Genomic DNA, 14931 nt, shown 5'->3' with positions numbered 1-14931 from the left:
TAGCCCAATGAATTCTCCAGTAAACGCCAATGTTGTTCACGAGTCCGAAGCCCAGCGCCAACACGCCCGGGTCAAAATCCCGGCCAAGCTGCGCTTCTTCGGCGCCGACCGCACGCCCATGGAAGTGCGGGTCATCGACCTGTCTGCTGGCGGCCTGGCCTTCAATGCCGCCCAGCAACCGCTGAAAGTCGGCGATGTGCATAAGGGTCGCTTGCAGTTCGTCATCGACAACCTCGGCCTGGCGATGGACGTCGAGCTGCTGATTCGCTCTTACGATCGCCAGACCGGCCGCACCGGCTGCCAGTTCCAGAACCTGGAGCCGCAAGATATTTCCACCCTGCGTCACCTGATCACCTCGCACCTTTCCGGTGACATCGTGACCATGGGCGACGTGCTCGCCACCCTGCAGCGCGACAACTTCACCAAGGCGCGCAAGGTCAAGGACGGCGGCAGCGGCATGAGCGCCTTCGGTCGCCTACGGGCCGTGACTTTCAGCCTGGCGATCTTCCTCGTCGGCCTGGCCGCTTTCGGTTTCATCTTCAAGTCGGTGTACGGCATGTACTTCGTCAGCCACGCCCAGGCAGGCCTAGTCAGCGTGCCCGGCATGAACATCACGATGCCTCGCGACGGCACCGTGCAAAGCCTGATCAAAGGCGATGCGGTGGCGGCCAAAGGCGCGCCACTCGCCACCTTCAGCACCAGCATGCTCGATGTGCTCAAGGGCCATCTGGACGAAGACCAGTTGCAACCGGCCAAGGTTGAAGAGCTGTTCGGCAAGCAAATGACCGGCACCCTGACCTCCCCGTGCGATTGCGTGGTGTCTCAGCAACTGGTCGCTGACGGTCAATACGCCAGCAAGGGCGACGTGATCTTCCAACTGGTGCCGCGTGGCAGCCAGGCCAACGTCGAGGCACGTTTCTCCTATCGCCAGTTCGGTGATGTGCGTCCAGGTACACCGGTGAGCTTCCAGGTCGCCGACGAAGAACAGACCCGCACCGGCACCATCGTCAGCAGCACCAGCCTCAACAGCACCGACCTGTCCTCCGACATTCGTGTGCAGATCAAGCCCGACGCTCCGCTGGACAGCGCCTACGCCGGCCGCCCGGTGGAAGTGACCAGCGACCGTGGCCCATCCCTGAACTGGCTGATCGACAAAGCCATGGCCGCCGGTCTTTAAGCAGAGGACATGCCTGTGACTAGCCCACTTCGACTCCTGCCGGTACCACTGGCCCTGGCCATCGCGCTCGCCGGTTGCGCCGGCCTGCCCGACCAGCGCCTGGCCAATGAAGCCCTCAAGCGTGGCGACACGGCGATGGCTGCGCAGAACTATCAGCAACTGGCCGACCTGGGCTACAGCGAAGCCCAAGTGGGCTTGGCTGATATCCAGGTAGGCACCCGCGACCCTGCACAAATAAAACAGGCCGAAGCCACCTACCGCGCGGCGGCCGACATCTCGCCCCGCGCCCAGGCTCGCCTGGGTCGCCTGTTGGTAGCCAAGCCCGGCTCCACCGAGGCCGAGCAACACGAAGCTGAAGGTCTATTGAAAAAAGCCTTTGCCAATGGCGAAGGCAACACCCTGATCCCCCTGGCGATGCTGTACCTGCAATATCCCCACAGTTTCCCGAACATCAACGCCCAGCAGCAAATCAGCAAATGGCGCACCGCCGGTTACCCAGAGGCGGGTCTGGCCCAGGTGCTGCTGTACCGCACCCAGGGCACGTACGACCAGCACTTGGACGAAGTGGAAACCATCTGCAAGGCGGCACTGAACACCACCGACATCTGCTACGTCGAGTTGGCCACCGTCTACCAGAAACGCGGCCAGCCTGAACAACAAACTGAACTGCTCAAGCAGATGCAAGCAGGTTTCAGCCTTGGCACCGTCACCGCCCAACGGGTGGACAGCGTGGCCCGTGTGCTGGGTGATGCGAGCCTGGGCAAGACCGACGAAAAAACCGCGCAAGCGCTGCTGGAAAAAATCGCCCCTGCCTACCCGACCTCCTGGGTCAGCCTGGCGCAATTGCTCTACGACTTCCCCGAACTGGGCGATGTCGACCAGATGATGAAGTACCTGGACAACGGCAGCGCCGCCGACCAGCCCCGCGCCGAACTGCTGCTGGGCAAGCTCTACTACGAAGGCAAATGGGTACCGGCCGATGCCAAGGCCGCCGAAGCACACTTCCAAAAAGCTGTCGGCCGCGAAGTCGCCGCTGATTACTACCTCGGCCAGATCTACCGCCGTGGCTACCTGGGCCAGGTCTATCCGCAAAAAGCTCTGGACCACCTGCTGACCGCTGCGCGCAACGGCCAGAACAGCGCCGACTTCGCTATTGCCCAGCTGTTTTCCCAGGGCAAGGGCACCAAGCCCGCCCCCCTCAACGCCTGGGTCTTCAGCCAATTGGCCAAGGTACAGGACACACCGCAAGCCACTGAACTGGCCGCGCAGCTGGACACGCAACTGCCGCCAGCCCTGCGTGCCGAAGGCCAGCGTCTGCTGCAACAAGAACAGGCCGCCCGTGGCGCCTTGAGTCAAAACACGCTGCAACTGCACGCCCTGCAAGAAGAAGACGGCGAGGAATCCCTATGAAGCTCAATCCATTCGTCAAGGCCGGTATTGGCCTGACCTTCGCACTGCTGTGGTCGTGCCCGACCCTAGCCGCATTGACCGAAGAAAAGAACTTCGGCCTGGACGTCAAAATCACCGGCCAGTCCGAAGACGACCGCGACCTGGGCACGCAGAAAGAGGGCGACGTCAACGGCATCGGCCTCGACCTGCGCCCGTGGGTCTACGGTGAAAGCGGCAACTGGAGCGCCTACGCCATGGGCCAGGCGGTAGCGGCCAGCGACATCATCGAGACCGATACCCTGCAACAGTCCGACGCCAACGCCACTGAGCAGTCGAGCAACGACGACCGCAAGACCAAGAAAAACTACCTGGCCCTGCGCGAGTTCTGGATCGGCTATAGCGGCTTTACGCCCTACCCCGGCGAGCAACTGAAACTCGGCCGCCAACGCCTGCGCAACGACGACGGCCAGTGGCGCGACACCAACATCGAAGCGCTGAACTGGACCTTCGACACCACCCTGCTGCGGGCCAATGTCGGCGCCGCCGAACGCTTCAGCGAATACCGCACCGACCTCAAGGAACTGGCCCCCAAGGACAAGGACCGCCAGCACCTCTATGGCGACGCGGCCTATCAATGGACGCCCGGCCAGTGGATCGGCTTGCGCGGCCATCACACCCATGACGACGGCAAGCTCGACTTTCCGGAACCGGGCGTGGCTGCTGACTCCCTGGACAAGCGCGAAAACGGCGACCTGACCTGGCTCGGCATCGAAGCCAACAGCGATGCCTACAACTGGCGCAACACCAACACCGTCAACTACTGGGCCAGCATCACCGGCATGAAGGGCGATCGCGACACCGTCAACGCCTTGAACGCCGACGGCACCCGCCCGACCACCGCCAAGCGCAGCGACGACGTCGACGGCTGGGCAACCGACCTGGGTGTGCGCCTGCGCCTCGACCCGCAGTGGCAAGTCGGTGCGGCCTATGCCCGTGCCAGCGCCAACTACGAACAGAACGGCCTGCAGAGCAACCGCTCCAACTACACCGGCACCCAATCTCGCGTACACCGCTTCGGTGAGGCGTTTCGCGGCGAGATGAACAACATGCAGACCGCCACCCTGTTCGGCTCCTGGCAACTGCGCGACGACTACGACGCCAGCCTGGTCTACCACAAGTTCTGGCGCGTGGACGGCAACAAGCCAGTGGGCAGCAACGGCATCGACGCGGTGCAAAACAATACCGACGACGTCACCGGCGCCGTGCTCTCCACCTCGTCCCTACCATTGGAAGACGGCAAGAAAGACCTCGGCCAAGAGGTGGACCTGGTGGTCACTAAGTACTTCAAGAAAGGCCTGCTACCGGCCGCGCTCAGCCAGTCGATCGACGAGCCGTCGGCCCTGGTGCGCTTTCGTGGCGGTGTGTTCAAACCGGGCGATGCCTACGGCAAACAAGTCGACTCGTACATGCACCGCGCCTTTGTCGACGTGATCTGGCGCTTCTGATGGGAGCCTGCGCAATGAACCCTCAAGCCCTCAAAGGCTCGGTCAGCCTGCTGGTCGCAGCGATGCTGCTGGCCAGCGCTTCGGCCATGGCCAATGCAGAGCCGGCAGTCAAAGCGCCGACCATCGCCAAGGAACTGCAACAGGCCAAGACCTACACCATCACTAGCCCGCCGACTGCGCCGCTGGAGATGCCCAAGCCTGCGCTGCCGGACGTCTCGGGCTACACCGCCGAGGCGGTCGCGAAAAAAATCGTGCGCAGCAAGATCGGCAAGGTCAGCGTGCGCCGGATGATGCAGGAAGACGCCCTCAAGGACTTTATCGGCGGCGATAACAAGATGGCCGAATGGGTGGTGCGCCAGCACGGCATTCCCCAGGCGATCTTTATCGACGACGGCTATATGAACCTCAAGGACCTGCTCAAGAAAGTGCCCAAGCAGTACCTCAGCGAAACCTCGCCGGGGGTGTTCCTGGCCAGGTTGCCGATTGTGGTCGGGAACAAAGGCATCCTCGAAATCGACAAGCAGACTCAAGAGTTGCGCCTGTCCCAGGAAGCCGGCTCGTTCCTGGTCAACGACGGCAAGCTGTTTGTGCGCGACACCAAAATCACCGGCTGGCGCGAGAAAACCAACGCCCCGGCGACCTTCCAGTCGCCCGAGGAATTCCGCCCGTTCCTGCTGGCCTGGGGCGGCACCGAGACCTACATCGTCAACAGCAAGATGGCCAGCTTCGGCTATGCCAACAGCAAGTCCTACGGGGTGAGTATTTCCCAGTACACGCCGAACATGGCCAAGGTGCTCAAGCGTAAAGAGCCGACCGGCTGGATCATCGGCTCCGAGTTCTCGGACATGTGGTACGGCTTCTACTGCTACGAGACCGAAGGTTTTGTGGTCAAGGGCAATACCTACAAGGACAACATCGTCTACGGCATTGACCCCCACGACCGTTCCCACGGTCTGATCATCACCGACAACACCGTCTACGGCACCAAGAAGAAGCACGGCATCATCATTTCCCGGGAAGTGAATGACAGCTTCATCTTCAACAACCGCAGCTACGACAACAAGCTCTCGGGCCTGGTGATCGACCGTAACAGCGTCAACAACGTGATCGCCGATAACGAGATTTACCAAAATCACACCGACGGCATCACGCTCTATGAGAGCGGCGACAACCTGCTGTGGGGCAACAAGGTGATCAGTAACCGTCGCCACGGCATCCGGATTCGTAACAGCGTGAACATTCGTCTGTACGAAAACATCGCCATGGCCAATGGATTGACCGGGGTCTACGGGCACATCAAGGACCTCACCAACACCGACCGCGACTTCGATCTCGACCCGTTCGACACCAAGGTCTCGCTGATCGTGGTCGGCGGTGAACTGGCCGCCAACGGCAGCGGACCGCTGTCCATCGACTCGCCGTTGAGCATCGAGCTGTTTCGCGTGTCCATGCTCGCCCCGACCAAATCCAGCGGCATCAGCTTCTCGGGGATTCTCGGCGAGCGCCAGGATGAAATTCTCGACCTGCTGGTACGCCAGCAGAAAGCCGTGCTGATCGACCCTGTCGAACGCCAGACCGAATTGCAGGAATGAGGATGCCCCTTATGCACCCACACATGATCAAACTGCTCAGCCTCTCGGGTTTGACCCTCGGCCTGCTGGCTGCCAGCCAAGGCGTGCGCGCCGATGAGGTCAAGGCACCGGCGTTCACCGCCGACCCGTGCTGCAACCTGTGCCCCGAAGCCCACGACGCCAAGAACTACACCACCCGCTATCAGCAGAACTTCACCACGCTGGTGCAAGCCCAGGGCGACTGGCTGTTCCGGACCCAGGAAGATTTGCGCACCGAGTTCAACACCAGCCCCGCCGGCTACAAACGCATGCAACTACTGCACGATGCGTTCAAGAGCAAAGGCGTGGAACTGGTGGTGGTCTACCAGCCAACCCGTGGCCTGGTAAACCGCAACAAGCTCAATGCCGAAGAGAAAGCCAAGTTCGATTTCGATAAGGCCCTGGGCAACTACAAAACCATGCTCGGCCGTTTTGCCAAGATGGGTTATGTGGTGCCCGACCTGTCGTCGCTGACCAATGAAGATTTATCACCAGGGCAGCCCGACGAACTGCCGGCCCACGATTTCTACTTCCGTGGCGACCAGCATTGGACCCCTTACGGGGCCCAGCGCACGGCAAAAATCGTCGGCGAACAAGTCAAGCAAATGGCCGCCTTTGCCGACATTCCCAAGCGTGAGTTCGAGACCAAGAAGTCCGGGCGCATGGGCAAGACCGGCACCCTGCACAACATGGCCGGGCAATTGTGCGGCACCAGCTACGCGATCCAGTACATGGACCAGTTCACCACCGAGCCCAAGGGCGAAGCGGGCGACGGCGATCTGTTCGGTGATTCCGGCAACCCGCAGATCACTTTGGTGGGCACCAGCCACAGCGGCAAGAACTACAACTTCGCCGGTTTCCTTGAAGAAGAAATCGGCGCCGACATCCTCAACGTCGCCTTCCCCGGTGGTGGCCTGGAAGGCTCGATGATCCAATACCTGGGCAGCGAAGAGTTCCAGAAGTCGCCACCGAAGATCCTCATTTGGGAATTCTCGCCGCTGTACCGCCTGGACCAGGAAACCACCTACCGCCAGATGATGTCGCTGCTGGACAACGGCTGTGAAGGCAAGACCGCGCAGATGAGCGCCAGCACCACGCTCAAGCCCGGCAAGAATGAATTGATGGTCAACAGCAAGAACATGGACCTGCGCAACAGCAACCACCAGGTCGACATCCGCTTCGCCGATCCTTCGGTGAAAACCCTGCAAGCCACCCTCTGGTACATGAACGGGCGCCACGAGGACATCAAAATCGACAAACCCGAAACATCCGATACAGACGGGCGTTTCGCCTTTGAACTGCGCACCGATGAAGACTGGGCCACGCAAACCCTGCTGGCCGTGGAAGTGCAGGGCCCCGAAGCGGGCGCTGCTGCGCAGAAAGTCGAAGCGAAAATTTGCACACGCAACGTATTCCCTGGCGCCGGGCAAAACACCGCCCAGTTGCCCTTAGAGAAAGTCGTGCAATGAGGTTACTTATGCCAATTCGCAAACTACTGACGCCGACCTTGCTGGGCCTGGCGATCTTCGCCGGCTCCGTCAACGCCGCCGCCCCACTGCGCCCGCCTCAGGGCTACTTCGCGCCGGTGGAAAAATTCAAGACCGGTGACTTCAAGGACGGCTGCGATTCCATGCCGACGCCTTACACCGGCCCGTTGCAATTTCGCAGCAAATACGAAGGCTCCGACAAGGCCCGCTCGACCCTGAACGTACAATCGGAAAAAGCCTTTCGCGACACCACCGCCGACATCACCACGCTGGAACGTGACACCAGCAAACGGGTGATGCAGTTCATGCGCGACGGCCGTCCGGAACAGCTGGAATGCACGCTCAACTGGCTGACCGGCTGGGCCAAGGCCGATGCGTTGATGTCCAAGGACTTCAACCACACCGGCAAGTCCATGCGCAAATGGGCACTGGGCAGCATGGCTTCGGCCTATATCCGCCTGAAGTTTTCCGACTCCCACCCGCTGGCAAACCGTCAGCAGGAGTCGCAGTTGATCGAAGCCTGGTTCAGCAAAATGGCCGATCAGGTGGTCAGCGACTGGGACAACCTGCCGCTTGAGAAAACCAACAACCACTCCTACTGGGCCGCCTGGTCGGTGATGGCAACGTCCATCGCCACCAACCGCCGCGACCTGTTTGATTGGGCGGTGAAGGAATACAAGGTCGGCGTCAATCAGGTGGACGACCAAGGTTTCCTGCCCAACGAATTGAAGCGTCAGCAACGGGCGTTGGCGTACCACAACTACGCCCTGCCACCGCTGTCGATGATTGCCAGTTTCGCCCTGGTCAACGGCGTGGATGTGCGGTCGGAAAACAACGGCGCACTCAAACGCCTGGGAGACAAGGTGCTGGCCGGGGTCAAGGACCCGGAGATTTTCGAGAAGAAGAACGGCGAGGAACAGGACATGAAAGACCTGAAGCAGGACATGAAATTTGCCTGGCTGGAACCGTTCTGCAGCCTCTACACCTGCCCGCCCGAAGTGCTTGAGCGCAAGCACGGCATGCAGCCGTTCAAGACGTTCCGCCTCGGGGGTGACCTGACCAAGGTCTACGACCCGGCGCATGAAAAAGGCGACAAAGGCAGCTGATACACCGGGCTGATCACGCATAAAACCGTCCGGTTTTTCACGGGGGGTCTGGGGGGGCCGTTGGCCCTTGACTGTTGGTTAAACATGGAGAGATCGGGATGGTTTTCTCGTCCAATGTGTTCCTGTTTTTGTTCTTGCCGATCTTTCTCGGCTTGTACTATTTGAGCGGGCAACGCTATCGCAATCTGCTGCTGCTGATTGCCAGTTATGTGTTCTACGCCTGGTGGCGAGTGGACTTCCTGGCGCTGTTTGCCGCCGTCACGCTGTGGAATTACTGGATCGGCCTCAAGGTCGGTGCGGCAGGCGTGCGCACCAAGCCGGCCCAGCGCTGGCTGTTGCTCGGCGTAGCGGTCGACCTGTGCATCCTCGGCTACTTCAAGTACGCCAACTTCGGGGTCGACAGCATCAACGCGATGATGACCTCAGTCGGTCTTTCGCCCTTCATCCTCACCCATGTGCTGTTGCCGATCGGGATCTCGTTCTACATTTTCGAGTCCATCAGCTACATCATCGACGTCTACCGTGGCGACACGCCGGCGACCCACAACCTCATCGACTTTGCGGCGTTCGTGGCGATCTTCCCGCACCTGATCGCCGGCCCCGTGTTGCGCTTTCGAGACCTTGCGGACCAGTTCAACAACCGTACCCACACCCTCGACAAGTTCTCCGAGGGGTGTACGCGGTTCATGCAGGGTTTCATCAAGAAGGTGTTTATCGCCGACACCCTGGCGGTGGTCGCCGACCATTGCTTCGCCCTGCAAAACCCCACCACCGGCGATGCCTGGCTCGGCGCGCTGGCGTACACCGCGCAGCTGTACTTCGACTTCTCCGGCTATAGCGACATGGCCATCGGCCTGGGTCTGATGATGGGTTTCCGCTTTATGGAGAACTTCAAGCAGCCCTACATCAGCCAGTCAATCACCGAGTTCTGGCGGCGCTGGCACATCAGCCTGTCCACTTGGCTGCGTGACTACCTGTACATCACCTTGGGCGGCAACCGCAAAGGCACGCTGACCACTTACCGCAACCTGTTCCTGACCATGTTGCTCGGTGGTCTGTGGCACGGCGCCAACATCACCTACATCGTCTGGGGCGCCTGGCACGGCATGTGGCTGGCGATTGAAAAAGCCATCGGTCTCGACACCTCGCCGCGCAGCTTCAACCCGATTCGCTGGGCGCTGACCTTCCTGCTGGTGGTGATGGGTTGGGTGATCTTCCGCTCGGAAAACCTGCACGTCGCCGGTCGCATGTACGGCGCCATGTTCAGCTTCGGCGAATGGTCGCTGTCGGAACTCAACCGCGCCAACCTCACCGGGCTGCAAGTGGCGACCATGGTGGTGGCCTATGCAACGCTGGCGTTCTTTGGCCTGCGGGACTTCTACAGCAACCGTCCGGCACAAAAAACCAAGCCTGCAGATCCAAGCCTGATCAAGGCCGTACCCGGCGAAAACCCCGGCAGCATCCAGGAACCCGGCTACACCGTCGGCAGTAATGCCCAGGTGCAACCGGCCTACTGGGCTGCCGCCTGGCCACGCTACGCAATGCGCGCCCTGGTGCTGCTGTTGTTCGTGGCGTCGATTCTCAAACTTTCGGCGCAGAGTTTCTCGCCGTTCCTTTACTTCCAGTTCTGAGGGAGCCGACCATGACCCGTTCATTACGCGTCCTCTATATCAGCCTGTTCATGGCCGTGCTGCTCGCATTGGGCGCCTGGTCGATGCGCAGTTTCCTGGGCTTCAGCACCAACGCCGATGCCACGGTGCTTAACGGCCGCTGGGCCAAGGCCGTCGAGACCCATTACGACGAAGAGTTCCCGATCAAGCGCCTGGGTACCAACCTCTGGGCGGCGCTGGACTACAAACTGTTCAACGAAGGTCGTCCCGGCGTGGTGCTGGGTCGCGATCACTGGTTGTACAGCGACGAGGAATTCAACCCCGCGGTCAACGAAGAGCAGAACCTGCAAGGCAACTACGCCCTGGTGGAAGGCGTGCGCCAGACCCTCAAGGCCAAAGGCATTCAACTGGTGATGGCGATTGTGCCGGCCAAGGTGCGCCTGTACCCGGAGCACCTGGGTGATGTTCTCCCGGCGAGCATTCATGAAGGTCTCTACAAGGATTTCCATGCTCGCGTCGCTGCCGACAAAATCATCGCTCCCGACCTGCTGGGCCCGCTGCAACAGGCCAAGCACAACGGCCATCAGGTGTTCTTGCGCACCGACACCCACTGGACGCCCGACGGCGCCCAGGTCGCCGCCCAACAACTGGCCAAGGCCATCACCGACAAGACCCCCCTCAGCGGCGAGCCCCAGCGCTTTGTCACCGAAGCCGAGAAAACCGAACCGCACAAGGGCGACCTGCGCCTGTTCCTGCCCCTGGACCCACTGTTCGAAAACTTGATGCCGCCCCAGGAGCCTCTGGAGAAACGCGTGACTCACGCCGTGCAAAGCAAGGCCGATGGCGACGACGCCCTGTTCGCCGACAGTGAAATGCCGGTGGCCCTGGTGGGCACCAGCTACAGCGCCAACCCCAACTGGAACTTCGTTGGGGCCTTGAAACAAGCCCTGGGCAGCGACGTGGTGAATTACTCCGAAGACGGCCACGGCCCGATCCTGCCGATGCTCAGCTATTTGAAAAGCGACGACTTCAAGAACCGCCCGCCACAAGTGCTGATCTGGGAGTTTCCGGAACGTTATCTGCCTGTGAACAACGAAATCGGCGATGCCGACCCGCAGTGGGTTGCGCAGCTTAAAGAAGCCGGTACACGCCAACAGAACATGGCACTGAACACTCAATTAAACACCCAACTAAACACCCAAAAATCCGAGACGCCCGACCGGGCGCAAAACTGAAAGAGGTAACTCACATGACTTTCACTACTACTCCTCGTCGTCTCGCCAAGTCCTTTGCACTGGTGGCCGGCATGAGCTTCTTGTCGGTGACCGCCTTCGCTGGCGACGCCGCGCTCTACGGCCCTGTCGCACCGAAAGGCTCCAGCTTTGTGCGCTTGTTCAACGCCAGCAACCAGGAAGTCAGCGCCACCGTCGGCACCGCCAACCTGAGCGACATCGCCCCGCTGGGCAGCAGCGACTTCAGCTTCATGCCGGGCGGCGACTACAGCGCCAAGGTCGGCAGCGCGACCCTGCCGGTCAAGCTGGCCGCTGATCACTACTACACCTTGGTCAACAACGGCAGCGGCCAGCCGCAACTGATCGAAGAGCCGCCGTTCAAGAACAAACAGAAATCCCTGGTGCGCGTGCAGAACCTCAGTGACAAGTCGCTGACCCTGAAAACTGCCGATGGCAAGACCGACGTGGTCAAGGCCGTAGCCGCCAAGAGCCGTGGCGAGCGCGAGATCAACCCGGTGAAGGTCAGCCTGGCGCTGTATGAAGGCGACAAGAAAGTCGGCGACGTCAAACCAGTAGCCCTGGAGCGCGGTGAAGCGGCGGTGCTGTACATCACCGGCAGCGGTTCCAGCCTATCGCCAGTGTGGGTGAAACGCCCAGTGTCGACTCGCTAATTATATTTCCACATTGACGCTCCCCCTGTAGGAGCCGGGCTTGCCCGCGATGAACTCAAGGGCACCGCGTTTATTCTGGTGCCCCGCGTCATCGTTGACATCCACCGCGAGCAAGCTCGCTCCTACAGAGATAGCGATCAGCCTGGACCGAGACAAAAACAAGAGTGAAACGACAGAACGCAGTAGCTCTAACTCATATCGATTCAAGGAGAAACACCATGATTCCAGTCATCCTGTCCGGTGGTAGCGGCTCACGTCTTTGGCCGCTTTCGCGCAAACAGTTTCCCAAGCAATTCCTGGCCCTGACCGGTGAGCAAACGCTGTTCCAGCAAACCCTGGAACGCCTGGTATTCGACGGCATGGAGCAGCCCATCGTGGTCTGCAACAAGGACCATCGATTTATCGTCAACGAACAGTTGTCCGTTCGTAAGCTGGAAACCCAGCGCATCCTGATGGAGCCTTTCGGCCGCAACACCGCGCCGGCCGTAGCCCTCACCGCGATGATGCTGATCAACGAAGGCCGCGACGAGCTGATGCTGGTGTTGCCCGCCGACCATGTCCTGGACGACCAGAAAGCCCTGCAACGCGCCCTGGCCCTGGCCACCGTGGCGGCCGAGTGTGGCGAGATGGTGTTGTTCGGCGTACCGGCCACCCGTCCCGAAACCGGCTATGGCTACATCAAGTCCACCAACGATTCGCTGCTGCCCGAAGGCGTTAGCCGCGTGCAGCAGTTCGTCGAAAAGCCTGATGAAAAACGCGCCACCGAGTTCGTCAAAAGCGGTGGTTACTTCTGGAACAGCGGCATGTTCCTGTTCCGCGCCAGCCGCTTCCTCGAAGAGCTGAAAAAGCACGACCCGGACATCTACGACACCTGCCTGCTGACCCTGGAACGCAGCAACCAGACAGCCGACACCGTGGACATCGACGATGCCACCTTCGCCTGCTGCCCGGACAACTCCATCGACTACGCCGTCATGGAAAAAACCCAGCGCGCCTGCGTGGTGCCGCTGAGCGCCGGCTGGAGCGATGTGGGTTGCTGGGCGTCGTTGTGGGACGTGAATGAAAAAGACGCCAACGGCAACGTCAGCAAGGGCGATGTGGTTATCCAGGACAGCCGCAACTGCATGATCCACGGCAACGGCAAACTGGTGTCAGTGATCGGCCTGGAAAACATCGTGGTGGTGGAAACCAAGGACGCGATGATGATTGCCCACAAGGATAAGGTCCAGGGCGTCAAGCAGATGGTCAACACCCTCAACGAACAGGGCCGCAGCGAAACCCAGAACCACTGCGAGGTCTACCGTCCGTGGGGCTCCTACGACTCGGTGGACATGGGCGGGCGTTTCCAGGTCAAGCACATCTCGGTCAAGCCGGGTGCGTGCCTGTCGCTGCAGATGCACCACCACCGCGCCGAACACTGGATCGTGGTCAGCGGCACTGCCGAAGTCACCTGTGACGAGAACGTGTTCCTGCTCTGCGAAAACCAGTCCACCTACATCCCGATTGCCTCGGTACACCGTTTGCGTAATCCGGGCAAAATCCCCTTGGAGATTATCGAGGTGCAGTCGGGTAGTTATTTGGGTGAAGACGATATCGAACGTTTTGAAGATATCTATGGTCGCTCGACACCGATTGAACGTGGCGTGTCGGTGAAAACCATCGCGCAGTAAAAAGCAGCACAAGAAGCCCCCGTCCAGCCGACTGCGTCCCCTATCCGCAGCCGGTTGGGTGGGGGCTTTTTCTTGGGATCGGTGGTGGCGGTGAGTCCGTCATCATCAGATAGGCAATTGCGCACATGCACGGGTAGGATGGTTTATCCGTTTGCGAGGTTGTCATCATGTTCTTTGGTGTTTTGCTGATCATCACCTGGCTAATCCTGCTGCTACGCTATCCGGCCAGGGCCTTGCCGGTGTCTTTGGCAGCAGCGGTCGGCCTGGGGTTGGTGGCGGTGTGGGTGGTGTGGCTGGACAACCGCGAGGCGCAGCAACTGGCGCGGCTGGAATTGCGCATCAGCTATGCGCCGCAAAACTGCCCGGCAGATCGTCCGTTGCAACTTATGCTGAACAACGGCAACGACGTGCCTCTCACCGAATTGCGCTGGCGCGTCGCCGCCTATGCACCAGGAGACACGGTGAACCTGGCGGACAACGTCTACGCCGCCCCACGTTATCGCGGCCCCGGCGAATTGCAGGCCGGCGCCACTTGGGACGATTGCCTGCCCGTGCCTCCACTGCGTCCCGGCTACCGCCCACAAACCCTGGAGTTTCGCGCCGAACACTTGCAAGGCAGCTTCTCCGACTAATAACGACAAAGGACTGATTCATGCCCAACGTGCTCATCACCGGTTGCTCCAGCGGCATCGGCCGTGCCCTGGCCGATGCCTTCAAATCAGCCGGTTATGACGTGTGGGCCAGCGCCCGCCGCCCTGAAGACGTCGCCGTCCTTGCCGCCGCTGGCTTCAACGCAGTGCAACTGGACGTCAACGACAGTGCTGCCCTGCAGCAATTGGCAGGGCAAGTAGGCGAGCTTGATGTGTTGATCAACAACGCTGGCTACGGTGCCATGGGTCCGTTGCTCGACGGCGGCACCCAGGCAATACAGCAGCAATTTGAGACCAATGTCTTCTCAATCGTCGGCGTAACCCAGGCGCTATTCCCCGTGTTGCGCCGCAGCAAAGGGCTGGTGGTGAATATCGGCAGCGTGTCAGGCGTGTTGGTCACGCCGTTTGCCGGCGCTTACTGCGCCTCCAAAGCTGCCGTCCACGCCTTGAGCGATGCCCTGCGCATGGAGCTGGCACCGTTCGGCGTGCGGGTGATGGAAGTCCAGCCCGGCGCCATCGACACCCGCTTTGCGAAAAACGCCGGTACTCAGGCCGAGCTGTTGATCAACGAACAATCGCCCTGGTGGCCGCTGCGCGAGAGTATTCGTGCGCGGGCAAAGGCGTCCCAGGATCGACCTACGCCCGCCAGCCAGTTTGCGGCGGATGTGCTCAAGGCGGTGCAACAGACTACACCGCCGCGCCTGTTACGCTCGGGCAATGGCTGCCGGGCATTGCCGTTGATGGCCGCCTTGTTACCTAAGGGGTTGCTGGAGACCGTCTTGAAAAAACGCTTCGGGCTGGGCGGAACGTTGTAACGGTGACCC

Annotated in this window: 12 protein-coding genes; all 12 read left to right on the top strand. The window is 60.7% G+C overall.

Annotated features, from left to right (window positions below):
• The first annotated feature begins 7 nt into the window (after positions 1-7).
• Positions 8-1177, top strand: coding sequence for a PilZ domain-containing protein (locus ACZRKZ_RS10855; RefSeq protein ID WP_463981592.1), 1170 nt, complete (start codon positions 8-10; stop codon positions 1175-1177).
• 9 nt (positions 1178-1186) lie between these two features.
• Positions 1187-2587, top strand: a complete 1401-nt coding sequence (gene algK / locus ACZRKZ_RS10850; RefSeq protein WP_463981591.1) for an alginate biosynthesis TPR repeat lipoprotein AlgK — start codon at positions 1187-1189, stop codon at positions 2585-2587.
• Positions 2584-4071 (top strand): alginate export family protein, encoded by a 1488-nt coding sequence (locus ACZRKZ_RS10845; protein ID WP_463981590.1) that lies wholly within the window; start codon positions 2584-2586, stop codon positions 4069-4071. The genes algK and ACZRKZ_RS10845 overlap by 4 nt, the downstream gene beginning before the upstream one ends.
• A gap of 14 nt (positions 4072-4085) precedes the next feature.
• Positions 4086-5663, top strand: coding sequence for a mannuronan 5-epimerase AlgG (gene algG, locus ACZRKZ_RS10840; protein ID WP_463981589.1), 1578 nt, complete (start codon positions 4086-4088; stop codon positions 5661-5663).
• An 11-nt stretch (positions 5664-5674) separates the two neighbouring features.
• Complete coding sequence (locus ACZRKZ_RS10835; RefSeq protein WP_463967118.1) at positions 5675-7150, top strand: alginate O-acetyltransferase; 1476 nt, start codon at positions 5675-5677, stop codon at positions 7148-7150.
• Positions 7151-7164: 14 nt separating this feature from the next.
• Positions 7165-8274, top strand: a complete 1110-nt coding sequence (locus ACZRKZ_RS10830; protein ID WP_463981826.1) for a mannuronate-specific alginate lyase — start codon at positions 7165-7167, stop codon at positions 8272-8274.
• A 98-nt stretch (positions 8275-8372) separates the two neighbouring features.
• The gene (locus tag ACZRKZ_RS10825; RefSeq protein ID WP_133099790.1) at positions 8373-9905 is read left to right on the top strand and encodes an MBOAT family O-acyltransferase; all 1533 of its coding nucleotides are present in this window, start codon (positions 8373-8375) and stop codon (positions 9903-9905) included.
• Between the two features lie 11 nt (positions 9906-9916).
• Complete coding sequence (locus tag ACZRKZ_RS10820) at positions 9917-11119, top strand: alginate O-acetyltransferase (protein WP_463981588.1); 1203 nt, start codon at positions 9917-9919, stop codon at positions 11117-11119.
• A 14-nt stretch (positions 11120-11133) separates the two neighbouring features.
• Positions 11134-11787 (top strand): alginate O-acetyltransferase AlgF, encoded by a 654-nt coding sequence (locus ACZRKZ_RS10815; protein WP_463981587.1) that lies wholly within the window; start codon positions 11134-11136, stop codon positions 11785-11787.
• A gap of 218 nt (positions 11788-12005) precedes the next feature.
• On the top strand, positions 12006-13457 hold the full coding sequence (locus tag ACZRKZ_RS10810) for a mannose-1-phosphate guanylyltransferase/mannose-6-phosphate isomerase (protein ID WP_463967119.1): 1452 nt from the start codon (positions 12006-12008) through the stop codon (positions 13455-13457).
• A gap of 167 nt (positions 13458-13624) precedes the next feature.
• Positions 13625-14089, top strand: coding sequence for a multidrug transporter (locus tag ACZRKZ_RS10805; RefSeq protein WP_463967120.1), 465 nt, complete (start codon positions 13625-13627; stop codon positions 14087-14089).
• 20 nt (positions 14090-14109) lie between these two features.
• Positions 14110-14922 carry an SDR family oxidoreductase gene (locus ACZRKZ_RS10800; RefSeq protein WP_463981586.1) on the top strand — a complete coding sequence of 271 codons (813 nt, stop codon included), beginning with the start codon at positions 14110-14112 and terminating at the stop codon, positions 14920-14922.
• The last annotated feature ends 9 nt before the right edge of the window (positions 14923-14931 follow it).

Source organism: Pseudomonas sp. c313 (assembly GCF_055407145.1).
This window is presented reverse-complemented; position numbering and strand designations above follow the sequence as displayed.